This window comes from Arthrobacter sp. NicSoilB11 (genome assembly GCF_019977375.1).
Taxonomy (GTDB): Bacteria; Actinomycetota; Actinomycetes; order Actinomycetales; family Micrococcaceae; genus Arthrobacter.
Genome location: NZ_AP024657.1, coordinates 4,023,206 through 4,046,190, shown reverse-complemented (window position 1 = coordinate 4,046,190; position 22,985 = coordinate 4,023,206). Strand labels below are relative to the sequence as shown.

Below are 22,985 nucleotides of genomic sequence, written 5' to 3'. Positions count from 1 at the left end.
CCTTTCACCCGCGGGGCAGTTGCTGCGCCGATGCGTGACGGCCGCTGCTCAGGTGGCCGCCCAGGAACCCGCTCACCAGCAGCAGGACAGCCCCTGCCCTCGCCAGCCTGCGTTGGCGCCGGCATGCACGATGCCTGCACGCTTCAGGGCGCGGTCCTTGTCGGACCATGTCGCCCAGCCGGAGACTCTGCCTCTTCCAGTGTGGCGAGGAGCCGCGCGTACTTGCCGGATGTGCTGGGAAGGCCGTCCAGGCAGCAAGAAAATACTCCTGGTGCCGCTGGATTGCACCGTCGCTTGAAGAGTTTTTGGTGCCTAGTGCGGCTGCAGCTGGGTGTTCCGAAGGACCGCGGACCTGATGTGCTGGACCAGGCCGGGCAGGGCTGCATGGATCTGGTGCCAGACGGCGTCGAAATCCGCGTGGCCGCCGTACCAGGGGTCCTCGATGCCCTGATCCAGGCGGTCCCGCTCCGCCATGGTGGGATCGAAGCTGCGGAGCATCCGGATCTTGTCCAGGGATTCCTGGTCCGGCGCCGCCTCGGTGAGCCACGCGTAGTGGTCGATGTCCAGGGCCAGGATCAGGTCGCGCTCGCGGAACCACCCGGGTTCCCACTCGCGGGCCACGTGGTGGTCCGAGGCCAGCTGGGTTGCGGCGAGCCGGCGGGCGGCGCGGGGATCAATGGGCCGGCCCGCTTCGTAACCGGTGGTGCCGGCGGAGTCCACCTCCACCAGGCCGTCAAGGCCCTCGCGTTCAAGCGCTGCCTTGAGCATGAGCTCGGCCATGGGGGACCGGCAGATATTGCCCGTGCAGACGGTGATGACGCGATATGCGCTCGACGCTGAGTTCATGCCCTAAGCATGCGCGCTTCCGAACGCTCTTGGCTAGCCGCCTGTTCACAAAGTTTTACGGGTTTGTAAAGATGCATGACTAACGCCCGAATGGGTACGTCACACGCTGGTGCCGAGTTTGGTGGGTACCTGGTTCAGTGGATCAGGGCCAGCAGGATACCCACACCCACGAACAGGACACCGAACACCCTGCTGAGGACCATTTGGCCCTGTTCCGTGTTGGTGAAGCGCTGGAATGACCTGGCAGCCGCCGCAAAGAAGAACCACATCACCAGGATGTCGATGACAACGATTGTTGCCGTCAACACGGCGTACTGGGTGAACAGGGGCAGGTCGGGCCGGATGAACTGGGGAGTGAAGGCGAGGAAGAACACGATCGCCTTCGGGTTCAACAGATTGACCCAGAAGCCGCGCCGGAAAATGGACCACGCGGGTTCGTTACGAAGGGCAGCTGCCTGCTCCTGGGCCACCGTGGGCTTGCTCAGGAACTGGCGGATGCCCAGGTACACCAGATAGGCCGCGCCCGCGTAACGGATCACGTTGAAGGCAAGGGGGGAACTGGCCACCAGCACCCCGACGCCCAGGGCCACGATCAGGACGTGCACCATCAGCGCAGCCTGCTGGCCCAGGATTCCCCAGATGGACCGGCGGAACCCCGCGTTCAGCGAGTTGCTCATGGTGTTGATGGCCCCGGCGCCCGGGGTGAAGCTGATCAGGGCGCCGGCACCTGCCAGGGCCAGCCAGAGGGAAAATTGCACTCAACAATCCTACGGTGGCAATTGGCTGCCCCTTTTTCAGTCCCTGTGCTGCTGTCTGGGCAACCAGGGATCAGGCCCGGGCGATGACCTCACCGTTTGGGATCAGGAACCATCCGTCGTCCGTGGAGCCCCAGCGGTGCCAGCCTGCAGAGATACGGGCAAGGTCGGCCGGGTTGGCAAACCCGTACTCCAGCGCCTGCTCGGCGAAGGCTGAGTGGAGCACCCGCTCACCCCAGACGCGCGCCTGCCAGCGCCGCTGCTGCGAGGTGGCGTAAAGCCAGTTGCTGCTGGTGGGGGCGACGTCGGTGAATCCCGCAGCCTGTGCCCAGCTGACCAGCCGCCGCCCGGCGTCGGGTTCTGCACCGTTCCGGCGGGCAATCCGCTGGTACAGGTCCATCCACTCGTCCAGTTCCGGAATGGCGGGGTACCAGCTCATGCCGTGGAAGTCGGCGTCGCGCACTGCCACGATGCCGCCGGGCTTGGCCACCCTCCGCATCTCCCTGAGGGCCTCAACGGGATCGGTCAGGTGCTGGAGCACCTGGTGGGCGTGGACGACGTCGAACGTTTCGTCGGCGAAGTCGAGGTCGTAGATGTTGCCGGCAACGAATTCAACGTTGGGTACTTCCCGCTCGGTGGCGAGGGCCTGCGCCTGGGCGATGATGTCAGGTGAGCGGTCCAGGCCCGTGACCTTGCCGGGGCTGACCAGGGCGGCGAAGTCGCAGGTGATGGTGCCGGGGCCGCAGCCCACATCGAGCAGCGACTTACCAGGCGTGAGGTGCGGGAGGACAAACGCCGCGGAGTTTTCGGCGGTACGGGCGGCATGGGCGCGGACCACCGATTCGTGGTGGCCGTGCGTGTAAACGTCGTCTTCAGGCTGCTGCGCACTCATAACCAAACGCTACCCCCAACCTGCATTGCATGAGCGGACGCCCGGTCCGCGTCATGCAGCCCCCGGAAGGCGGGCCCGAAGGTATGGGTGCTATCCCCGTACCCCCCTGCCTGCGGCCGGGAATACGATGGCCCTCCAGCCGGCGCCGGGCTCCTGACCTCGCTGGACGTTCCATGACACCGCCGTTGCCGCCGAATAGGTGCGGCAACCAGTATTGGGGAGGCAAGAGTGACGCTCAAATCGAGGTTGGCTGCCGCATTGACGGTAGGCGGACTGCTGTCCGGACTGCTCGCGGGACTGGGTGCCCCGGCGGCAAAAGCGGCCGTGGCACAGGTGAATGCGACGGTGGAAACTGCCCCAATGCACGGAACGGGGGACGCTGCGGACGACGCAGCGATCTGGATCCATCCCACCGACCCGTCGAAGAGCACCATCATCGGCACGGACAAGAGCACGGATGGCCACGGTCTGGTGGTCTATGACCTGTCGGGCCGGGAACTGTTCTATTACCCCGATGGGCGGATGAACAATGTGGACGTCCGCTACAACTTTCCCCTCGGCAGCAGCCGAGTGGGCCTGGTGGGTGTCAGCAACCGGGTCCGGAGCCTTGACTTCTACAAGGTCAACGAGGCCGACCGTTCGCTCACCAAGGTGGGCAGCTTTGCGCCGACCTCCAACATCGCCACACCCCGCGGGTTCTCCTTCTATCACTCGCCGGACACCGGCAAGTACTTTGCCTACGTTACTGACGTTGGCAAGGTCGAGCAGTGGGAGCTTGACGGCTCCACCGGATCGGTCACCGGCAAGCTCGTGCGCAGCTGGACTGTAAGCGGCCCCGCCCACACCGAGGGCCTGGTGGCCGACGACGAGATGAAGCGGCTCTACATTGCGCAGGAGGATATCGGCGGAATCTGGCGGTACGGGGCTGAACCCGGGGATTCAACCGCGGGGACGAAGGTTGTCAGCACCACCGAGAACGGCGGGGACATCGTCCAGGACATCAAGGGCATCAGCATCTACTACGGCAGCGGGGGCGCCGGCTACCTGCTGGCAGCAAGCCAGGGCTCCAACCGGTTCCACGTCTACTCCCGCGACGACAACCGGCCATTGGGGGCCTTCGCCATCCCGGCCGGTAACGGAATCGATGCTGTCACGGGCATGGACGGCATAGACGTCACCAACTTCGGGGTTGGGGGCCCGTTCCCCCAGGGTTTCTTTGTCACCCAGGACACCAGCAACGACACCGGCAAGCAGAACTTCAAGCTCGTACCATGGCAGTCCATCGCAGCCGCCTACGTACCTGCCCTGCTCGTCGATGCGGCCTACGACCCCCGGAAGATCGGGGCCGGCACCTCCACTCCGCCTCCGCCGGGGGACACCACGCCGCCCGAGACAACCATCACTTCCGGACCGCCCGCGACAACGACGTCGACCAGTGCCTCCTTCGCATTCACCTCGAGTGAGGCCAATTCAACCTTCCAGTGCAGCCTGGACGGGGCGGCGCGGACAGCGTGCACCTCGCCACAGACGTACTCAGGACTGGCGGTTGCATCGCATAACTTCAGCGTGTGGGCCACCGACGCCGCCGGCAATACGGACGCCACGGCGGCCACGCAGGCCTGGAGCGTCACCTCCGGCAACACCGGCGGCGGCGGCACCATCGTCCGCGAGTCAGTGAGCCAGGCCGTGAACACCACGGCAACCACCACCCTCAGGATCCCCAAGCCGGCCAATGTCGCCCAGGGCGACCTGCTGGTCAGCTGCGTGTCCCTCACGGGCGGTACCATCGCAACGTCAGGTGTCCCCGCCGGGTGGACAGTGCTGGCATCGGTGACCAATATCGCGAACCCCAAGGTCTACGGCTACTACAAAGTCGCCACCGGGACCGAGCCGGCGGATTATGCCTGGACCACCTCTTCGACGACGAGCGGGGGAGGCATCGCCAGGTATTCCGGCGCCTCAGGGCCCGACACCGCTGCCACGTCCGGCTCGGGCGCGGCGGCATCGTCGGGAACCATTCCAGCGGTGGCCACCACGGCCGCGAACGCGATGCTTGTGGGATGCATGAGCGTCAACTCAAGCTCCGTGACCCTGACTTCGCCGGCCGGGATGTCCCAGGCAGTGGAAACCGGTGCGCGCCGCTTCGAAGTTGCGGATGGCATCCAGGCGGCAGCGGGGCCAAGCGGGGCGAAGACGTGGAACTTCAGTGCGGCCCGCGAGTGGGCCGGGTGGCTGGTGGCGCTTCGACCCAAGGCGCCTTAGTCCCCGGGCGCCGCCCTGGTTGGGGGAAGCAGGAAGGGCCGTCTTCGGACATCCGAAACGGCCCTTTCCTGAGCCTTCCGGGAATGTCACCTAGCTATCGGCGGACTCGCTCCGGGCAGCCACCGTGGCCTCCACCATTGCGGTCATGAAGCGTGTGACTGTTTCCAGCTCGTCTTGCGAGAAGTCCGCCATGGCGCTGCCCATGTGCTGGGCCAGGGGAGCGAAGACAGCGCCCCCGTCCTGGAAGGCCTTGGGGGTCATCTTCAGCTGGACCTGGCGCCGGTCCGTGCTGTTCCGCTCGCGCACGATATGCCCCGAGTGGTCCAGTCGGTCGATGAGGGCGGTGGTGGCAGGCGAGCTCAGGTTCAGCTCTTTGCGCAGGACCCCGGGCGTCACCACGCTCCCGGCGGCCGTGTGCCGCATGATGACGGCGAGGGCATTCATGTCCGTGCGGTGCATGTCCTTCCTGCCGCCGGCGACATCCACATAGCGGTTGGCCTCCATGGTGAACTCCTGCAGGAGGCGGATCAGCGGGTGTGGCGGACCACCGGGAGGGCCGCCGGATGGTCCTGGTGCCGCGCCAGCTGACGTCTTGCGTGCCATGCCCACCTCCCTGCCTTCCTGGTTCCACGCCCACACTTCCGTCCGGCCGTACTGACGGATATTACTGCAGGCCCGGCATTCGTCCCCTACCTGCCGAAAAAAGCTTGGCAGCCACTTATCTCTATGGTGGAGATAATCTATGCTGGAACAAATACTACTCCGCCCGCTTATCGATGGAAGGCGCCATGAACCGCAATAAAGTTGCCAAGGAGCGAGTCCCTTTCTGGCTGCGCTGGCTGGTCCCTGTCGTCCTGGTGCTGATCTGGCTGGGTCTCGCCGGGGTCGGCGGCCCCACCTTCGGCCGGTTGGAGGAGGTCTCCTCCAACGACCAGGCGTCATTCCTGCCCGCCAGCGCCGAGGCCACCGAGGCGCAGGACTGGCAGGCAAAGTTCCGGGACTCGGATGAGGTCCCGGGGATCATCGTCATCGAGAAAAGCGAGGCTTTCACTCCCGCCCAGCTGGGGGAGCTGGCCACGCTCAAGACCAGCCTTGAAGACCTCAAACTGGGCAGCACGGTGATCGGCCCGATTCCCTCCAAGGACGCCAAGGCGGTGCAGTTCGTGGTCCCGGTGGGGTCCTCGGTTGAGCTCAAGGATGCGGTCAAGGAACTCCGCGGGACTGTCACAGAAGCGGCCCCGGCAGGTGCCCAGACCTTCGTGACCGGCCCCGCCGGCCTTGCCGCCGACCTCACCGCAGCCTTCGGCGGCATTGACGGCATCCTCCTGCTGGTGGCCTTGTCCGCGGTGTTCGTCATCCTCCTCATCGTTTACCGGTCCCTGCTGCTGCCCATCATGGTGCTGCTGACCTCCGTGTTTGCCCTGTGCGCAGCAATCCTGCTGGTGTTCGGCATGGCCAAAGCCGGCTGGATCCAGCTCAACGGCCAAAGCCAGGGCATCCTCTCCATCCTGGTAATCGGTGCGGCCACGGACTACGCCCTGCTGTTCGTGGCACGCTTCCGGGAAGCGCTCACCCACACCACCAACCGCACCGCGGCTGTCCTGAACGCCTGGAAGGCGTCCTTCGAGCCCATCCTGGCGTCCGGCGCCACCGTGATCATCGCGCTGCTGTGCCTGCTCTTCTCCGACCTGAACTCCAACAAGGCGCTGGGACCGGTGGCGGCCGCAGGCATCCTGTGTGCCCTGTTCGCAGCGCTGACCCTGCTGCCCGCGCTGATGGCCCTGCTGGGCCGGGCAGCCTTCTGGCCGTTCCGTCCCAAGCTCCTCCCTGCAGACCAGCGTGAACCCGAACTGGTTACGGGCCTGGAAGGCCAGAAGGGGCTGTGGCGTGCCACCGGTTCGCTGGTAGCGCGGCGGCCCAGGACCGTCTGGGTGGCTTCGGTCCTCCTGCTGCTGGTTGCGGCAGGCGGCCTGTTCCAGCTGAAGGCCAACGGCGTACCGCAGACCGACGTCATCCTCACCGCCTCCAACGCCGTCGACGGCCAGGACGCACTGGCCCGCCATTTCGACGCCGGCAGCGGCAGCCCCGCCGTCGTGATTGCTGACCAGGCCAAGGCCGCCGAGGTGCTGGACCGCGTGAAAGCGGACGACGGCGTGGGCGAGGCCTACCTGCTGGGCCCGGGCAGCGTCCCCATCACCGGAGCCCCCGGGGCTCCCAGCGCCCCGGACGTCCGCGAAGGAAAGGTGATCATCAACGCCACCCTCAACGACGCGGCGGACTCGCTGGAAGCGGAGGAAACCGTCAAGGCGCTGCGGGCCGGGGTGAAGGCCGTCGATCCCGGCGCCCTGGTGGGCGGCGTCACCGCTACGGCGCTGGACACCAACACCACCGCCCAGCACGACCTGGTGGTCATCATTCCGGTGGTCCTGGTGGTGATCCTCTTCATCCTGATGCTGCTGCTGCGCTCGATCGTGGCCCCGGTCCTGCTGGTGCTCTCCGTGGTGCTTTCCTACGCGGCGGCGCTCGGTGTGTCGGCCTTTGTCTTCAACAACATCCTTGGCTTCCCGGGCGCGGATGCGACGGTTCCGCTGTTTGGCTTCGTGTTCCTGGTGGCCCTGGGCGTGGACTACAACATCTTCCTGATGAGCCGGGTCCGTGAAGAGTCGCTCAAGCACGGCACCCGGCCCGGCATCCTCCGTGGCCTGGTGGTGACCGGAGGGGTCATCACCTCCGCGGGCGTGGTGCTCGCGGCCACATTTGCAGCGCTTGGCGTCATTCCCATCATGTTCCTGGTGCAGCTGGCGTTCATAGTGGCGTTCGGTGTGCTGCTGGACACCGTCCTGGTGCGCTCGCTGCTGGTGCCGGCCCTGGCCTACGACATCGGACCGAAGATCTGGTGGCCCAGCAAGCTGGGGCGCGCGGACGGCGGGAATGCAGCCCGGCCGCGGGAGCCCGGCGTCGAGCCGCTGGAAGAAGTGCCCAGCCGCTGACCCTGCGCCAAAGCGCTAAACCTCGGAGCACTAACCCTGCTGCCGCCACCAGTCCACGGTGGCGGCAGCAGCCGTTTCCAGCGGAGTCGGACCGACTTCCAGGGCAGCCTGGGACGCGGCCGAGTCCATGATGAACGGCCGCTCAAACTGGTACAGCATCTCGGCCAGCTCGCGGGCGTCGGTTGAGAGCATCCCGGCGGTGCGGAGGGTCCAGCCGGGCAGGGCGCGCACCTTGGGCGCCGGCCGTCCTGCCGCGGCGGCGAAGGCGTGGGCCAGCTCCATCTGGGTAAGGGCCGGACCCGTGGGGGCGTGCCATACGGCATTCCAGGCGGAGGGCCTGTCCGCCGCCGCGATCATCGCCGTGGCCAGGTCCGGGACGTACGTGAACGAGTGCGGCTGCCGTGAGCTGCCCACCACGCTGACGTTCTTCCCCGCCAGGATGGGCACCACCATGCGCTCCCCGCCGTGCGCCATCCGGACGCGGGGACCAAAAAAGTCGCCTGCCACCACGCTCACCGTTGGCGTTGTGGCGGCCTCGCGGGCCCGGAGCAGCTCCGTCCGCACCCCGCGTTTGCCGCCCGCAGCGTGGCGCGGGCTGCCCTCCGTCATCACGCTGTCCGGCTCGCTGTAGGAGTAGAGGCTTTCCGGGAATACGACGACGGCACCCGCTTGGTGCGCCGCAGTGAGGACCGCCTGCTCGGCGGCGGGAAGCTCCGCCCGCCATGCCGCGGCGGTGTACGCCGAGCCGTGAATGCAGTGGAAGACTGCCCGGGCGCCGGCCAGGGCTGATCGCAGAACCTCGGGATCCTTCGCATCACCGGCCATGAGCTCGATCAGCGGGTGCTGTGGTCCGCTGCCCGACCGCGTGAGGACGCGCACCTGCCGTCCCAGGTCTGCCAACTGTTCGGCCACCGTCCACCCCACCGGTCCCGCTCCGGTTACTACGTACACATCTGCCATTGTGGCCTCCTTGTTCCTTTTCCGAGAGCACCGCTCTCGGGAAACAGCATGACCCCATACGCCGACTAAGTCAAGAGCGGTGCTCTCTTTTGATTCCGGCGCTCTCGTTTATGGCATGCTGGACCCGTGACTGACGTCGAAAAAACAGCCGGCACTGTTGTCCGCCCCCTCACCCCGCGGCAACGGGCAAGGGCGCAAACCGTGGCGGATATCGTCCGCCTGGGGCGGCAGCACCTGGCAACGCACGGTGCGGCCGCTCTCTCCCTGCGGGCGGTGGCGAGGGACCTCGGGGTGGTGTCCTCCGCGGTCTACCGCTATGTGGAGAGCCGGGACGAGCTCCTGACCTTGTTGCTGATAGACGCCTTCGGCGAGCTTGGGGACGCGGTGGACGCCGCCGTCGCCCAAGCGCCGGAGGATGACCACACTGCCCGCTTCCGGGCGCTGGGCCGCGCGGTCCGGGAATGGGCCCTGCGCGAGCCTTCCAGCTACGCGCTCCTTTTTGGCAGCCCCGTGCCCGGCTACAGCGCCCCGGCGGAGCGCACGACGGGCCCGGGCACCAGGGTCATCGTCAGCCTCATCGGCATCCTGGACGCAGCTTCCCGGGCAGGGCAGCTGGCAGTTCCGGCCGAAGGCGCACCGCAACTGCCGCCAACCCTGGGCAGGGACCTTGCCGCCATCCGTTCCGAGTTTGGCCTGGACCTTCCGGAGGAACTGGTGGCGAGGGGTGTCCTGGTGTGGAGCTCCCTCTTTGGTGCGGTCAGCTTCGAGGTGTTCAACCAGTACGGGCCGGATACCTTCCATGCGCCCGCTGACCTCTTCGACCATCACCTCGCCGTCCTGGCAGGCATCGCCGGCCTGCCGGCAGGGGCCTCCCGATAGGTGCCGGCGAAGCCCTGTTGGTGCGCGCGGGCCGTCGATAGACTGCCAGTGCGCCCGCATGGACGCGGAGCCTCGAAGGAGAGATGCACCATGACCGAGAACCCTGAAGTTGCAGCCGAGGAGCCCCGCAAGGGAAGCAGCGCACCCGGGCTGGAGGGTGAAGGCGGGCAGTACGTGGATGGTGACTATGGCGATGCCGGAGCCGTGGAAAGGCCGGCGGGCGAACGGGACGACCAGTATCCGGAAGGCAACTACGGCGATGCCGGAACGGTTGGGGCCCCTGCCGGAGGTGCGGGCGAAGGCGGGCAATACGTGGACGCGGACCATGGCGCCGGCGGTACCGTCAACGGGCCCGGGCGGGACCTTGCCGACGGCGAATACGAGGAAGGCGACTACGGGGAGGCCGGCACAGCCGGCGGCGCCCGAACAGAGGAGGCCGCGCGTGAAGGGCTTACCGACCGCCAGGTCCAGGCGACGGCGGAAGAGCGCGGCCCGCTGCACGGCGACCGGGACACGGAGCGCTGAGTAGCCCGGCGCCGCGTTCTCCTAAAGCGAACCCGCCTTCCGGCGTCGTAATTCTGCGCGCAAAAGCCCGGAAATCCAAGGAATACCGCGGCTGTTATCCGGCGCGGCATCCAAAGTTGAGCGGACTGCACTCAACTTTGGATTGACATCGGTGGCGCCCTGAGTAAAGTTGAGTGCAGAACGCTCAATGCTTAGGGCGCCAACCAGTTTCCAAGGAAAGAAGGAAGCAACACATGTCACGTGCAGTAGGTATCGACCTCGGAACCACCAACTCCGTCGTCTCCGTTCTCGAAGGTGGCGAGCCCACCGTTATTGCCAACGCCGAGGGTGGCCGCACCACGCCGTCGGTCGTTGCATTCTCCAAGTCCGGCGAGGTCCTGGTTGGCGAAATCGCCAAGCGCCAGGCCGTCAACAACATCGAGCGCACCATCGCTTCAGTCAAGCGCCACATGGGCACCGACTGGAAGGTGGACATCGACGCCAAGAAGTACACCCCGCAGGAAATTTCCGCGCGTATCCTCATGAAGCTGAAGAACGACGCCGAGTCCTACCTGGGTGAAAAGGTCACCGACGCCGTCATCACCGTCCCGGCCTACTTCAACGACGCCGAGCGCCAGGCCACCAAGGAAGCCGGCGAAATCGCAGGCCTGAACGTCCTGCGCATCGTCAACGAGCCCACCGCCGCGGCACTGGCCTACGGCCTGGACAAGGGCAAGGAAGACGAACTAATCCTGGTCTTCGACCTCGGTGGCGGCACCTTCGACGTCTCCCTGCTGGAAGTCGGCAAGGACGAAGACAACTTCTCCACCATCCAGGTCCGCGCCACCGCCGGTGACAACCGCCTGGGCGGCGACGACTGGGACCAGCGCGTCGTTGACTACCTGCTGAACCAGCTCAAGGTGAAGGGCATCGACCTCTCCAAGGACAAGATCGCCCTTCAGCGCCTCCGCGAAGCAGCTGAGCAGGCCAAGAAGGAACTCTCCTCCTCCACCAGCACCAACGTCTCGCTCCAGTACCTCTCCGTCACCCCCGACGGCCCGGTCCACCTGGACGAGCAGCTGACCCGCGCCAAGTTCCAGGACCTCACCAAGGACCTGCTGGAGCGCACCAAGAAGCCGTTCCACGACGTCATCAAGGAAGCCGGCATCAAGCTCTCCGACATCAACCACATCGTGCTGGTGGGCGGTTCAACCCGTATGCCCGCCGTCTACGACCTGGTGAAGGAACTGGCCGGCGGCAAGGAGCCCAACAAGGGCGTGAACCCGGACGAGGTCGTCGCAGTCGGCGCAGCCCTGCAGGCCGGCGTGCTGAAGGGTGAGCGCAAGGACGTCCTCCTGATCGACGTCACCCCGCTGTCCCTCGGCATCGAAACCAAGGGTGGCGTGATGACGCACCTGATCGAGCGCAACACCGCCATCCCCACCAAGCGGTCCGAGACCTTCACCACGGCGGATGACAACCAGCCGTCCGTGGCGATCCAGGTCTTCCAGGGCGAGCGCGAGTTCACCCGCGACAACAAGCCGCTGGGCACGTTCGAACTCACCGGCATCGCCCCGGCACCGCGCGGTATTCCGCAGATCGAGGTCACCTTCGACATCGACGCGAACGGCATTGTGCACGTCTCCGCCAAGGACAAGGGCACCGGCAAGGAGCAGTCCATGACCATCACCGGTGGCTCCAGCCTCTCCAAGGAAGACATCGACCGGATGGTCCGCGACGCCGAGGAGCACGCAGCCGAGGACAAGGCGCGCCGCGAGGCAACCGACACCCGCAACACGGCCGAGCAGCTTGCCTACTCCGTGGACAAGCTGATCGCCGACAACGCGGACAAGCTGCCCGAAGAGGTCAAGACCGAGGTCCAGGCCGACGTCGACAGCCTCAAGAAGGCCCTTGAGGGCACCGACGACGCCGCTGTGAAGTCCGCGTTCGAGAAGCTGCAGGCTTCCCAGACCAAGCTGGGCGAGGCCATCTACGCCCAGGCCGGTTCGCCGGACGGCGCAGGCGCTGCAGGTGCTGCAGGTGCTGAAGGTGCCGCCGGAGCTTCGGCAGGTTCCAAGGACGAGGACATCGTCGACGCCGAAATCATCGACGAAGACGAAGCGAAGAAGTAACCCATGCCGCACCACGGTAACGAGGAAGAGCACAACACATCCGCAAGCCAGCAGAACACGCAGGGCAACGGCCAGGAGCCCGTCATCCGGGACAACCGCAAGGTTGACCCGGTGACCGGGCAGGCCCGGCACCCCGAGGGCGGCCAGTCCGCTCCGGGGGCCGGTTCCCGGGCCGGGGCAGCAGATTCCGACGGCGACGCGCTGGCCCAGGCCGAGGAGATTCTCAACGGCGTGGACGTGCCGGCCGAGGAATCCGTGGCCCAGGGTGCCCCCGCAGGGTCCGCCGGCGCCGAGGCAGCCGAACTGCGCAACGACCTGCTCCGTCTTCAGGCTGAGTACGTCAACTACCGCAAGCGCGTTGAACGCGACCGTGCCGTGGCAGGGGAAATGGCCGTCATCGGCGTCCTGAATTCCCTGCTCCCGGTCCTGGACGACGTCGACGCCGCACGGCAGCACGGTGACCTCACCGACGGCCCATTCGCCGCGATCGCCACCAAACTGGAGAACGCGCTGAAGACCTACGGCCTGGTCCGCATCGACGAAACCGGCGTGGAGTTCGATCCCACGATCCACGAAGCCCTGATCCAGCAGCCCGGCGAGGACATCGAGGTTGACACCGTCAGCCAGGTCCTCCGCTCCGGCTACAAGTCAGGCGACCGTGTCCTCCGCGCAGCCCAGGTGATCGTGGCCGTCCCGGCTTAGTTGCCCATCGCCTCCGCGGATGAGGGGGTCCCGCCCGGGCCCCCTCATCCGCTCCGGCGTTCAGCGGTAATCTCGCCCTAACGCTTTTGTACTTTGAAAGGAAACGCCATTGGCTAGCCAGGATTGGGTGGACAAGGACTTTTACAAGATCCTTGGTGTTGCCAAGGACGCTTCCGACGCCGACATCAAGAAGGCCTACCGGAAGCTTGCGCGGCAGCACCACCCTGATACGAATGCGGGGAACGCCGCTTCCGAGAGGAAGTTCAAGGACATCTCCGAGGCTTATTCGGTGCTTTCGGATCCGGATGAGCGCCAGCAGTATGACGCCATCCGGGCCATGGGCAGCGGGGCCCGCTTTGCTCCCGGCGGCGCCGGCGCCCCCAACGGCGGGTTTGAGGACATGTTCGGCGGCCTGTTCACCGGCAATACCGGACGGCACGCCGGTGGTTTCAATCCCTCCGCCGGCGGCATCCCGCCCGAGTTCGCCGACCTCTTCGGCGGCTTCGGCGGCGCCCCCGGATTCCAGCGCGCCCCGCAGAAGGGCGCCGACCGGACCGCGTCGACCAGCATCTCCTTTGCCGGCTCCATCCGCGGCACCACCATCGGCCTGCGTGAACCCAGCGGCGAGGTCATCGATGTCCGGGTTCCCGCGGGTATCAAGGACGGCCAGAAGGTCCGCGTGCGTGGCAAGGGCCAGCCCGGTCCCGCCGGCAATGGTGACCTGGTGGTCTCCGTGTCGGTCCAGCCACATGCGTTTTACACGCGCGACGGCGACAACCTCCGGATCCACGTCCCCGTCACCTTCCCGGAGGCTGCTTTGGGCGCGGACATCGAAGTTCCCACCATCGACGGCGACAAGGTCAAGGTCCGCGTCCCGGCAGGCACGCCGTCCGGCCGTACCCTGCGGGTCAAGGGCAAAGGCGTCAAGACGCCCAAGGCCACCGGCGACCTGCTGGTGACGATCGACGTCGCGGTTCCCAAGAATCTCAACAAGGATGCCGAAGCTGCGGTCAAGGCGTTCGCCGAGGCCACGTCGTCGGCGGACGTTCGCGAGGGCCTGGCAGCCAAGGCCCGGCTCTAGGCGCGGAGGTGAGCCGTGGACATCAATGCTGACCAGCCGATCTTTGTGATTTCGGTGGCGGCAGAGCTGGCGGACATGCACCCCCAGACCCTGCGGCAGTACGACAGGCTTGGCATCGTCAAGCCCAGCCGTGCCCCCGGAAAGTCCCGGCGCTATTCGCAGCGTGACGTGAACATGCTGCGGGAAGTGCAGCGGCTGTCGCACGAAGGTGTGTCGCTGGAGGGGATCAAGCGCATCCTGGAACTCGAAAACCAGGTGGCAGCCCTCCAGAGCCGGATCGCTGAACTCACCGAGGAACTCGGGCGGCGGCCGCGTTCCGTGGATTCGCGCATCTTCGCCGCCGGCGCCGCGGGCGATGTGGTGAGCCTGGCCCGTGGCCAGCGCCCCCGGCCCCGGTCACAGGCGGTCATGTTGTGGCGGCCCCGGGCGATCGGACAATAACGGGATGCCGGAGAGCAGGTAGCGTTTCCCGGTGCCCCGGACAAATATGAGTACCCGCTACTCGTGACGGAAAAGCCCCCTGGAATTTGAATGGAACCATCGCCGGATCAGCGGCGATGGTTCCGCAATTTCTGGGGGTTTTCGTGTTTAAGGTTCTCAGCGAAGCTGCTTCAACCCGGGTCCGGCCATGAGCCCGGGGATGGAATCCGTGGCCGCGTTCAGCAGCTCCTTGCCGGGGCAGATCCTGCTGGCCATCGGGCAGACCATTGTTGTGGTCTGCGTCTGCTTTGACATGGTCCGTGAATTGTCCGTCCCGCGGTCCCACCGGCGTTACGTGGCCAGCACCGTCTTCCGTACCCTGGCGATCCCGTCGATCGTGGCCAATGCCATGACCGTCTTCATCGCCCTGGTGGTGTCCTCCTGGGTGGACGTGGTGATGGGCATGTTTGTCCTGGTGGCCATTGTTTTCCGGTTCCACCACAACCAGGACGAGGACAACTGGTGGAAGGGCAAGGGCAAGAAACTTGCCCGGTGGGCCCGCCGGCAGTTCGCCGGCCGGACGTCCACGGCCCCGGCCATGGGGTAGCGCCGCGAAGCCCCGGGAGCCCGGCGCCGGCAACCTTGCGTGCCGGGCTCCCGCGTCAACATCAGCCGTTGATCACCTGCGGTACGCCCAGGGCCTTGAGGCCCTCCACGCCGAATTCCACGCCGTAGCCGGACTGCTTGGCGCCGCCGAACGGGATGCGCGGGTCCACGGCGCCGTGCCGGTTGATCCACACGGTTCCGGCCTGGATGCGGGCCGCGACCTCCCGGGCTGCTTCCAGGTTGGGGGACCAGACGGAGGCGCCCAGGCCGACGTCGAGCCCGTTCGCCTTTTCCACCGCCTCGTCGATGCTGCTGTAGCGGATGATCGGCAGGGCGGGGCCGAACTGTTCCTCGGCCACCAGCGGGTTGTCGTTGTCGATGTCCGCCACCAGGGTGGTGGGGTAGAAGTAGCCGGGCTGGCTGGTATCCGGGTTCCCGCCCAGCAGGACGCGTGCCCCGGAAGCCTTGGCCGCCTCCACGAGGGTGGCCACGACGTCGTACTGCGCCTTGTTCTGCAGCGGTCCCAGCACGTTGTTCTCGTCCAGGCCGTTGCCCATGGGCATCTGCTTGGCGACCGCCACGAGCTCGTCACAAACGGCGTCGTAGATGTCGTCGTGGACGTAGAGGCGCTTGAGCGCGGCGCAGGTCTGGCCGGTGTTGAGGAAGGCGCCCCAGAAGATGTCCGTGGCAATGGCCTTGGGGTCGGCGTCGGGCAGGACAATGCCGGCGTCGTTGCCCCCAAGTTCCAGGGTGAGCCGCTTGACGGTGTCGGCGGAGGACTTGATGATGGCGCGGCCGCCGGCGGTGGAGCCGGTGAACATGATCTTACCGATCGCCGGGTGGTCGGTGAGGCGGGCGCCCACCTCGCGGCCGCAGGACACCACGGACAGGATGCCTTCGGGGAGTTCTTCGTTGAGGACCTTGACCAGCGCCAGCACGGAGAGCGGGGTGTTGCCGGAGGGCTTGACGACGACGGTGTTGCCCATGCGCAGGGCCGGCGCCAGCTGCCAGACGGCGATCATCATGGGCCAGTTCCACGGGCCGATCGCCCCGACCACGCCGATGGGCCGGTAATGCAGCTCAGCGCGGGTCTCACCGTCGTCCACGATGGTTTCCGGTTCCAGCGGCAGGCCGGCCGTGGCGCGGAGCCAGGCGACGCAGGCGCCCACTTCGAAGCGGGCGTTGGGGCCGTTCAGCGGTTTGCCCTGCTCGCGGGAGAGCAGCTGGGCGAGTTCCTCGGCGGAGCGTTCGACGGCGTCGGCTGCCTTGAGCAGCGCGGCGGACCTTGCGTCGTGGCCCAGGGCAGCCCAGGCTGGCTGCGCGGCCACGGCTGCGGCCACGGCGCTTTCCAGGTAATCGAGGCTGTGGACGGGGGCTTCGCCTACCGGTTCGCCCGTGGCCGGATTGAGGATGGTCCGGCCAGTGCCGGCAGCGGGGGCAATGGAGGCAAGAAGTGCATCGTACGTTTCCAAGGGATACTCCACATCGAGTAGGCGAGGACGCCAGCCGGTCGGCGTAGCGGGTTACTCCCCAGTTTGGGTGAGTGCCCGCCCCCGCTCTTGTGTTTGTGCGCAGGACTGTTGGCGGAGAGGGAACGGCGTAAAAATCAGCCCGCCTTATTGTGAACTTGTCAGATTAAACCTTAGGGTGGGGATCAGGCCGGCGAAGCCCTCGAGAACCGCCGGGTAACTCCTCCCCGGATCCAGGCAAACGACCCCGTCAAACGCCCACCAGCGGTACCGCGGCCCTTATTTCTCCACGGCGCACAGGTGCTGGGTTTTGCGTCGTCGACGCCCCCGACAAGCAGGAGAACACCATGACCGTAGAGTCCGAGCTCACTGAAGCGCCCGCAACAGCACCTACCGACATCTCCCGAGGGGGCCGCTACGTTACGTTGCCACCCGGATCGGAGGTATCGCCGAAGCTTGAGGGCAGCTACGTCACGGTGCCCGGAGCCCTTCCCGGACATGGCAACAGGGCCCAGGGCACGTACGTGACACTTCCCGCGGCGCCGGCGGGGGCGACCGAGATCAGCTACACCCGCGTCGGCTGACCCGCGTCAAGAAGCACCTGCCACCCTTTCGACCAGGGCGGCAGGTGCTTCTTCCCCGCGGTTACCCGGCGTAGGGGTCGGCGATGCCGATGTATTGGGTGGTGGTGTATTCGGCGATGCCTTCGGAGCCGCCTTCGCGGCCCAGGCCGGATTGCTTGACGCCGCCGAAGGGTGCGGCGGCGTTGGAGATGACGCCGGCGTTGAACCCGACCATGCCGAATTCGATCTGTTCCGCGACGCGCAGGAGGCGGTTGAAGTCGCGGCTGAAGAGGTAGGACGCCAGACCGTATTCGGTGTTGTTGGCGAGCCGGATGGCGTCTTCCTCGGTGCTGAAGGTGGTCACCGGGGCTACGGGGCCGAAGATTTCCTGGCCAAGGATCGCCGCGTGGTTGGGCACGTTGGCCAGGACGGTGGGCTGGTAGAAGTAGCCCGCTCCGTCCACCGGTGCGCCGCCGGTCACGGCCACTGCTCCGGCGTCGACGGCGGCGCTCACCAGTGCATGCACCTCATCACGGGCGCCCGCGTCGATGAGGGGTCCCACCTGGGTGGCCGCCTCGGTGCCGCGCCCGGTGTGCAGGGCGCCCATGGCGGCGGCGAACTTCCGGGTGAACTCCTGCGCCACGGATTCGTGGACCAGGAACCGGTTGGCCGCGGTGCAGGCTTCGCCCATGTTCCGCATCTTGGCTGCCATGGCCCCTTCGACGGCCTTGTCCAGGTCGGCGTCTTCGAAGACGATGAACGGCGCGTTCCCGCCGAGCTCCATCGAGGTGCGCAGCACGTTCTGCGCGGCGTCTGCCATGAGGCGCTTGCCGACGGGGGTGGAGCCGGTGAAGGAGACCTTCCGCAGCCTTGAGTCCTTCAGGAGCGGGCCGGAGATCCCGGACGCGGAGGAGGATGCGACGACGTTGACGACCCCGGCGGGAAGGCCGGCGTCGAGCATGGTCTGGGCGAAGTACTGCGCCGTAAGCGGGGTGAGCTTGGCGGGTTTGAGGACCATGGTGCAGCCGGCGGCGATGGCGGGGGCGACCTTGCGGGTGGCCATCGCGAGCGGGAAGTTCCAGGGGGTGATGAGCAGGCAGGGGCCCACGGGTTTGTGCTGGACCAGGATCTTGTTCCTGCCCTCCGGGGTGGTGAGGTAGCGGCCGTAATCGCGGACGGTTTCCTCCGCGAACCAGCGCAGGAACTCCGCCCCGTAGGTGACCTCACCGCGGGCCTCGGCCAGCGGTTTGCCCATTTCCAGGGTCATCAGCAGGGCGAAGTCCTCGGCCCGCTCGGTCACCAGGTCGAAGGCCCGCCGGAGGATCTCGGCCCGGGTCCTAGGTGCGGTGCGCGCCCAGGACGCCTGCACGGCGTCGGCTGCATCGAGTGCGGCAATGGCGTCTTCGCTGGTGGCGGAGGCGAGGGTGGCGAGCACCTCCCCGGTGGCGGGGTCGTGCACATCGAACGTGCCGCCGTCGGACGCCTCGCGCCACTGACCGTTGATGAGCAGGCCGGTAGGGACGGAAGCCAGGAGCGAGGCTTCATGCTCCGGCGAAAAGGCAGGGGAGATCGCAGAAAGTGTCATGGCAAGTCCTTAGGAAGGGAAGGTCAGTAGCTGGCGGGGGTGTCGCCGTCGGCGTGGGGAATGTACTTTGCTGCGAGGGCCTCGGAACCGCGGGCGAGGAGTGCGACGTCGGCGCCCACCAGGATGAAGTCCGCGCCGTTGGCGAGGTAGTGCTCGGCCGTGGCGGGAGCGAAGGCGTTGACGCCCCCGGGTTTCCCGGCCGCCTTGGCAACGGACAGGCAGTGTTCGACGGCGGCGCGCACCTCGGGGTGTTCCTGCTGTCCCAGCAGGCCCATGGAAGCGGCGAGGTCGGAGGGGCCCACGAAGATGGCGTCCACACCGTCCACTTTGAGGATGTCCTCCACAGCCTCGACGGCCGCCGTCGATTCAATCTGGACGGTGACGCTGATGGTCTCGCTGGCCCGGGCGAGGTAGTCCGGGACCCGGTTCCAGCGTGCGGCGCGGGCCAGGGCCGAGCCCACGCCGCGGGTGCCGTGGGGCGGATAGCGGGTGGCAGCAACCGCCGCCTCCGCTTCCGCCACCGAATTCACCATGGGGATCAGCAGGTTCTGAACCCCCAGGTCCAGGTACTGCTTGATCACCACCGTGTCATTCACCGGCGGCCGGACCACGGTGTGGACCGGGTAGCCATGGATGGCCTGGAGCTGGGCGAGGATGGACTCGAGGCCGTTGGGGCTGTGCTCCGCGTCCACCAGCAGCCAGTCCAGCCCTGCCCCCGCGCAGAGTTCGGCGACCAGCGGGCTGCCGGAGCACACCCACATCCCGGCGAGCGGGCGGCCTGCCTTTCCCTTTTGCTTTTGCGCAGCCAGGGCGGAGCGGAAGGTGTCTTCTATTCGAAACGGCATGTCACAGCTCCCAGGGGTCCGTAGTCGGCGTGGACGGTGTCGCCCTTGTACACCCACAGTGGGCGGGTGAACGAGCCGGCCAGGATGATGTCGCCTGCCTTGAGCGCGTCGCCGTGGGCGGCGATCTTGTTGGCCAGCCAGTGCACGCCGTTGGCGGGATGGTCCAGCACGCCCGCGGCCACGCCGGTTTCCTCCACGGTCTGGTTCTTGTAGAGGATGGCGGAGACCCAGCGCAGGTCAACGGCGTCCGGCTTGACCGGGTTGCCGCCGATCACCATGGCGCCCATGGCGGCGTTGTCCGAGATGGTGTCCACGATGGTCCGGCCCTCCATCTCGATCCGGGAGTCCAGGATTTCGAGGGCCGGAACCACGTAGTCGGTGGCCTTCAGGACATCGAAGATGGTCACGCCCGGGCCCTTAAGTCCGTCCCTGAGGACGAACGCCAGCTCCACCTCCACGCGCGGGTGGGTGTACTGGTCCCACCGAACGGAGCAGCCGGTCTCCAGCACCATGTCATCGAAGATGGCGCCGTAGTCCGGTTCGGTGATGCCGGTGGCGGCCTGCATGGCCTTGGACGTGAGGCCGATCTTGCGCCCCACCAGGGTCCGGCCGGCGTCCTCGTTGCGGCGCCGCCACAGCTGCTGCACCGCGTAGGAATCCTCCACCGTCATCTCCGGGTACCGGGCGGTCAGGCGGGGGACAGGGGTGCGGGTCCGGCCGGCTTCCACCAGCTCGTCCGCGATGGCCTCAATCGTCTTGGGCTCCAGCATGGCTAGACCTGGACTCCCAGCTTGAAGCCCGTCCGGTCGCCTTCGGGCGAGCCGTCCTTGCGGGTGTAGGAGAAGCCGTCGGCGCCCACCGTGACCGCCATCTCGGACTTTTCCTCGCGGACGATGACCGGCTGCGGGTTGCCGTCCAGGTCCAGGACCAGGGAGGCCTCGGTGTACCAGGAGGGGACCACGGGGTTGCCCCACCAGTCGCGGCGCTGGTTGTCGTGGACGTCCCAGGTGATGGTGGGGTTGTCCGGGTCGCCGGTGTAGTAGTCCTGGGTGTAGATCTCAATGCGGTGGCCGTCCGGGTCCAGGATGTAGAGGTAGAACGCGTTGGACACGCCGTGGCGGCCGGGGCCGCGTTCGATCCGGTCGCTGATGCGCAGGGCGCCCATCTTGTCGCAGATCTGGATGATGTTGTGCTTCTCGTGCGTGGCGAACGCGACGTGGTGCATGCGGGGGCCGTTGCCGCCGGTCAGGGCGGTGTCATGGACGGTCTGCTTGCGGTGCATCCAGGCGGCGTAGGTGACGCCGTCGGCATCCTTGATGTCCTCGGAGACGCGGAAGCCCAGGTCCTCCAGGTACTTGCGGCCGCGCGGGACGTCCGGGGTGACCTGGTTGAAGTGGTCCAGGCGGACCAGTTCACCGGCGGAGTAGAGGTCATAGCGCTGGGTGAGCCGCTCCACGTGCTCCACGTCGTAGAAGAACTCGTACGGGAAGCCCAGCGGGTCCTCCACGCGGACGGAGTCGCCGATGCCTTTGGTGAAGCCTTCCTTGCGGCGCTCCACCCGGCAGCCGAGCTCCTTGTAGTAGGCCTCGGCGGCATCCACCTCCGCAGGGGACTTCACCCGGTAGGCGAAGGCGGCGACGGCGGCGATGGGTCCCTTGCGGAGCACCAGGTTGTGGTGGATGAATTCCTCCAGGGAGCGCAGGTAGATCGCGTTCTCGTCTTCCTCGGTGACGTGCAGGCCCAGGACGTCGACGTAGAACTCGCGGGACCTGGCGAGGTCGGTGACCACGATCTCCATGTAGGCGCAGCGGACGATGTCCGGTGCCGGGACGGTGGGGGTGGGAACGAAGTTGGTCATGATGGTCTCTCTTCTTTGAAAGGGGGCTTCTTCCCCAACTGACTGGCAGTAGTTGTCGTTTTGAGGCCTCAAAACGACAACAAATGCGAGCTGGTTGGGTTCAGGCGCCGAATTTGGGGGTGTGGACGGTGCCGAGCGTGATGTGCACGGCCTGCTGGTCGGTGTAGAAGTCGATGGAGCGGTAGCCGCCCTCGTGGCCCAGGCCGGAGGCCTTGACGCCGCCGAACGGGGTGCGCAGGTCGCGGACGTTGTGGCTGTTCAGCCACACCATGCCGGCTTCGACGTTCTGCGAGAAGTTGTGGGCCCGGGTCAGGTTCTGGGTCCAGATGTAGGCGGCCAGGCCGTACTTGGTGTTGTTCGCCAGGGCGAGGGCCTCGTCGTCGTTCTCGAACGGGGTGATGGCCACGACGGGTCCGAAGATTTCCTCCTGGAAGATCCGGGCATCGGGCGCGACGTCGGCGAACACCGTGGGTGCGATGTAGTTGCCTTCGGGCAGGTGGCCGGGGCGGCCGCCGCCGGCCAGGAGCCGGCCTTCGGACTTTCCAATCTCCACGTAGGAGGCCACCTTGTCGTAGTGCTCGGGGTGGACCAGGGCCCCCACTTCGGTCTTGGGGTCATGGGGGTCACCCACCACGATGTTCTTTGCCCGGGCGGCGTACTTTTCGCAGAATTCGTCGTAGATGGCGCGCTCCACCAGGATGCGTGAGCCGGCGGTGCAGCGCTCCCCGTTGAGGGAGAAGACCCCGAACAGGGCGGAGTCGATGGCGGCGTCCACGTCGGCGTCGGCGAACACGACGCAGGGGGATTTGCCGCCGAGCTCCATGGACAGGCCCTTGAGGTTGGCCGCGGCGTTGCGGAAGATCGTCTGGCCGGTGGTGGTCTCGCCGGTGAAGGAGATCAGCGGGACGTCCGGGTGCTTGACCAGGGCGTCGCCGGCCTCCTCGCCCAGGCCGTTGACCAGGTTGAAGACGCCGTCCGGCAGCCCTGCATCCTTGAAGATGGTGGCCCACAGGGAGGCGGACAGCGGGGTGAATTCGGCGGGCTTGAGGACCACGGTGTTGCCGGTGGCCAGCGCCGGGGCGAGCTTCCACGACTCCAGCATGAACGGGGTGTTCCACGGCGTAATCAGGCCGGCGACGCCGATGGGCTTGCGGTTGACGTAGTTGATCTGGGAGCCGGGGACCTTCATGGCGTCGTCGAACTGGGCCACGATCAGGTCGGCGAAGAACCGGAAGTTCTCCGCAGCGCGGAGGGCCTGGCCCTTGGCCTGGGTGATCGGCAGGCCGGTGTCGAACGTTTCGAGTTCGGCGAGCCGGGCTTCCTGGGCCTCGACGGCGTCGGCAATCCGGTTCAGGACACGGGCGCGTTCACGGGGCTTCATCCGGGGCCACGGGCCGTTCACGAATGCTTCACGGGCGGCCGCGACGGCGAGGTCGATGTCTTCCTTCTGGCCGGCCGCGGCGGTGGCGTAGTTGCGGTTGGACACCGGGTCCAGGACATCGAAGGTCTTGCCGGAGATTGAGTCCACGAACTGGCCGTTGATGTAGTGCTGGATGTGGCTGGGCAGGTCATCCGGAACGTAGTGCTTGGTGGTTTCTACTGAGGTCGTCATCGTTGAAGTCCTAACTGTGGTCTC

21 protein-coding genes are annotated in these 22,985 nt (G+C 66.7%); 10 read left to right on the top strand and 11 right to left on the bottom strand.

The genetic code is table 11. The annotated features are described in order from the left end of the window. Positions 1-312: 312 nt before the first annotated feature. From LDO14_RS18875 to LDO14_RS18865, 3 genes are all read right to left on the bottom strand, one after another. Positions 313-846 carry a low molecular weight protein-tyrosine-phosphatase gene (locus LDO14_RS18875; protein WP_134165020.1) on the bottom strand — a complete coding sequence of 178 codons (534 nt, stop codon included), beginning with the start codon at positions 844-846 and terminating at the stop codon, positions 313-315. 134 nt (positions 847-980) lie between these two features. Continuing rightward, entirely contained in the window at positions 981-1,604 is a 624-nt protein-coding gene (locus LDO14_RS18870) for a LysE family transporter (RefSeq protein WP_018769997.1), read from the bottom strand. Between the two features lie 70 nt (positions 1,605-1,674). After that, the gene (locus LDO14_RS18865; protein ID WP_018769998.1) at positions 1,675-2,493 is read right to left on the bottom strand and encodes a methyltransferase domain-containing protein; all 819 of its coding nucleotides are present in this window, start codon (positions 2,491-2,493) and stop codon (positions 1,675-1,677) included. 228 nt (positions 2,494-2,721) lie between these two features. Here LDO14_RS18865 and LDO14_RS18860 point away from each other — a divergent pair, with 228 nt between their 5' ends. Next, positions 2,722-4,755, top strand: coding sequence for a phytase (locus LDO14_RS18860; RefSeq protein ID WP_196804765.1), 2,034 nt, complete (start codon positions 2,722-2,724; stop codon positions 4,753-4,755). 90 nt (positions 4,756-4,845) lie between these two features. On the opposite strand, the gene LDO14_RS18855 is transcribed toward LDO14_RS18860, so the two are convergent. Continuing rightward, positions 4,846-5,358: a MarR family transcriptional regulator gene (locus LDO14_RS18855; protein ID WP_051081386.1), complete on the bottom strand. Its 513-nt coding sequence runs from the start codon at positions 5,356-5,358 to the stop codon at positions 4,846-4,848. A gap of 185 nt (positions 5,359-5,543) precedes the next feature. Between LDO14_RS18855 and LDO14_RS18850 the strand changes: the two genes are divergently transcribed. Then, positions 5,544-7,745: an MMPL family transporter gene (locus LDO14_RS18850; protein ID WP_018770001.1), complete on the top strand. Its 2,202-nt coding sequence runs from the start codon at positions 5,544-5,546 to the stop codon at positions 7,743-7,745. 30 nt (positions 7,746-7,775) lie between these two features. On the opposite strand, the gene LDO14_RS18845 is transcribed toward LDO14_RS18850, so the two are convergent. Next, positions 7,776-8,705, bottom strand: a complete 930-nt coding sequence (locus tag LDO14_RS18845) for an NAD-dependent epimerase/dehydratase family protein (RefSeq protein ID WP_018770002.1) — start codon at positions 8,703-8,705, stop codon at positions 7,776-7,778. A 126-nt stretch (positions 8,706-8,831) separates the two neighbouring features. On the opposite strand from LDO14_RS18845, the gene LDO14_RS18840 reads away from it, so the two are divergent. The 7 genes from LDO14_RS18840 to LDO14_RS18810 all read left to right on the top strand — a co-directional run bounded on the left by LDO14_RS18840 (position 8,832) and on the right by LDO14_RS18810 (position 15,030). Beyond that, positions 8,832-9,584: a TetR/AcrR family transcriptional regulator gene (locus LDO14_RS18840; protein WP_018770003.1), complete on the top strand. Its 753-nt coding sequence runs from the start codon at positions 8,832-8,834 to the stop codon at positions 9,582-9,584. Between the two features lie 90 nt (positions 9,585-9,674). Beyond that, a complete protein-coding gene (locus LDO14_RS18835) occupies positions 9,675-10,109 on the top strand; it encodes a hypothetical protein (protein WP_026265888.1) in 435 nt (144 codons plus the stop codon). A 233-nt stretch (positions 10,110-10,342) separates the two neighbouring features. Then, complete coding sequence (gene dnaK, locus LDO14_RS18830; RefSeq protein ID WP_018770004.1) at positions 10,343-12,220, top strand: molecular chaperone DnaK; 1,878 nt, start codon at positions 10,343-10,345, stop codon at positions 12,218-12,220. Between the two features lie 3 nt (positions 12,221-12,223). Then, positions 12,224-12,922, top strand: coding sequence for a nucleotide exchange factor GrpE (locus LDO14_RS18825; RefSeq protein ID WP_018770005.1), 699 nt, complete (start codon positions 12,224-12,226; stop codon positions 12,920-12,922). Positions 12,923-13,031: 109 nt separating this feature from the next. Beyond that, the gene (locus tag LDO14_RS18820; RefSeq protein WP_026265889.1) at positions 13,032-14,003 is read left to right on the top strand and encodes a DnaJ C-terminal domain-containing protein; all 972 of its coding nucleotides are present in this window, start codon (positions 13,032-13,034) and stop codon (positions 14,001-14,003) included. A 15-nt stretch (positions 14,004-14,018) separates the two neighbouring features. Continuing rightward, positions 14,019-14,444, top strand: a complete 426-nt coding sequence (locus LDO14_RS18815; RefSeq protein WP_018770007.1) for a helix-turn-helix transcriptional regulator — start codon at positions 14,019-14,021, stop codon at positions 14,442-14,444. A 187-nt stretch (positions 14,445-14,631) separates the two neighbouring features. Next, positions 14,632-15,030: a hypothetical protein gene (locus LDO14_RS18810; RefSeq protein WP_223992900.1), complete on the top strand. Its 399-nt coding sequence runs from the start codon at positions 14,632-14,634 to the stop codon at positions 15,028-15,030. 61 nt (positions 15,031-15,091) lie between these two features. Here the strand turns inward: LDO14_RS18810 and LDO14_RS18805 are convergent, their stop codons facing one another. Then, a complete protein-coding gene (locus tag LDO14_RS18805) occupies positions 15,092-16,501 on the bottom strand; it encodes an aldehyde dehydrogenase family protein (protein WP_018770009.1) in 1,410 nt (469 codons plus the stop codon). Positions 16,502-16,845: 344 nt separating this feature from the next. Here LDO14_RS18805 and LDO14_RS18800 point away from each other — a divergent pair, with 344 nt between their 5' ends. Beyond that, positions 16,846-17,082 (top strand): hypothetical protein, encoded by a 237-nt coding sequence (locus tag LDO14_RS18800; protein ID WP_018770010.1) that lies wholly within the window; start codon positions 16,846-16,848, stop codon positions 17,080-17,082. A 61-nt stretch (positions 17,083-17,143) separates the two neighbouring features. On the opposite strand, the gene LDO14_RS18795 is transcribed toward LDO14_RS18800, so the two are convergent. The 5 genes from LDO14_RS18795 to hpaE form a co-directional block, all read right to left on the bottom strand. Beyond that, complete coding sequence (locus LDO14_RS18795) at positions 17,144-18,646, bottom strand: NAD-dependent succinate-semialdehyde dehydrogenase (RefSeq protein WP_018770011.1); 1,503 nt, start codon at positions 18,644-18,646, stop codon at positions 17,144-17,146. Between the two features lie 23 nt (positions 18,647-18,669). Further along, on the bottom strand, positions 18,670-19,491 hold the full coding sequence (locus LDO14_RS18790) for an HpcH/HpaI aldolase/citrate lyase family protein (protein WP_026265890.1): 822 nt from the start codon (positions 19,489-19,491) through the stop codon (positions 18,670-18,672). After that, positions 19,476-20,261 carry a 2-oxo-hept-4-ene-1,7-dioate hydratase gene (hpaH, locus tag LDO14_RS18785; protein ID WP_018770013.1) on the bottom strand — a complete coding sequence of 262 codons (786 nt, stop codon included), beginning with the start codon at positions 20,259-20,261 and terminating at the stop codon, positions 19,476-19,478. Before hpaH ends, LDO14_RS18790 begins: the two co-directional genes overlap by 16 nt. Before the next feature lie 2 nt (positions 20,262-20,263). After that, positions 20,264-21,349, bottom strand: coding sequence for a 3,4-dihydroxyphenylacetate 2,3-dioxygenase (gene hpaD / locus LDO14_RS18780; protein ID WP_018770014.1), 1,086 nt, complete (start codon positions 21,347-21,349; stop codon positions 20,264-20,266). A gap of 100 nt (positions 21,350-21,449) precedes the next feature. Beyond that, complete coding sequence (hpaE, locus tag LDO14_RS18775) at positions 21,450-22,961, bottom strand: 5-carboxymethyl-2-hydroxymuconate semialdehyde dehydrogenase (protein ID WP_018770015.1); 1,512 nt, start codon at positions 22,959-22,961, stop codon at positions 21,450-21,452. Between the last annotated feature and the right edge of the window lie 24 nt (positions 22,962-22,985).

Bases quoted from the DNA above. Each gene is read 5' to 3' on its own strand.
- LDO14_RS18845 (WP_018770002.1), bottom strand. From the start codon at position 8,705: ATGGCAGATGTGTACGTAGTAACCGGAGCGGGACCGGTGGGGTGGACG.
- LDO14_RS18865 (WP_018769998.1), bottom strand. From the start codon at position 2,493: ATGAGTGCGCAGCAGCCTGAAGACGACGTTTACACGCACGGCCACCAC.
- LDO14_RS18790 (WP_026265890.1), bottom strand. From the start codon at position 19,491: ATGCCGTTTCGAATAGAAGACACCTTCCGCTCCGCCCTGGCTGCGCAA.
- dnaK (WP_018770004.1), top strand. From the start codon at position 10,343: ATGTCACGTGCAGTAGGTATCGACCTCGGAACCACCAACTCCGTCGTC.
- LDO14_RS18810 (WP_223992900.1), top strand. From the start codon at position 14,632: ATGAGCCCGGGGATGGAATCCGTGGCCGCGTTCAGCAGCTCCTTGCCG.
- LDO14_RS18795 (WP_018770011.1), bottom strand. From the start codon at position 18,646: ATGACACTTTCTGCGATCTCCCCTGCCTTTTCGCCGGAGCATGAAGCC.
- LDO14_RS18835 (WP_026265888.1), top strand. From the start codon at position 9,675: ATGACCGAGAACCCTGAAGTTGCAGCCGAGGAGCCCCGCAAGGGAAGC.
- LDO14_RS18850 (WP_018770001.1), top strand. From the start codon at position 5,544: ATGAACCGCAATAAAGTTGCCAAGGAGCGAGTCCCTTTCTGGCTGCGC.
- LDO14_RS18825 (WP_018770005.1), top strand. From the start codon at position 12,224: ATGCCGCACCACGGTAACGAGGAAGAGCACAACACATCCGCAAGCCAG.
- hpaD (WP_018770014.1), bottom strand. From the start codon at position 21,349: ATGACCAACTTCGTTCCCACCCCCACCGTCCCGGCACCGGACATCGTC.
- LDO14_RS18800 (WP_018770010.1), top strand. From the start codon at position 16,846: ATGACCGTAGAGTCCGAGCTCACTGAAGCGCCCGCAACAGCACCTACC.
- hpaE (WP_018770015.1), bottom strand. From the start codon at position 22,961: ATGACGACCTCAGTAGAAACCACCAAGCACTACGTTCCGGATGACCTG.
- hpaH (WP_018770013.1), bottom strand. From the start codon at position 20,261: ATGCTGGAGCCCAAGACGATTGAGGCCATCGCGGACGAGCTGGTGGAA.
- LDO14_RS18855 (WP_051081386.1), bottom strand. From the start codon at position 5,358: ATGGCACGCAAGACGTCAGCTGGCGCGGCACCAGGACCATCCGGCGGC.
- LDO14_RS18875 (WP_134165020.1), bottom strand. From the start codon at position 846: ATGAACTCAGCGTCGAGCGCATATCGCGTCATCACCGTCTGCACGGGC.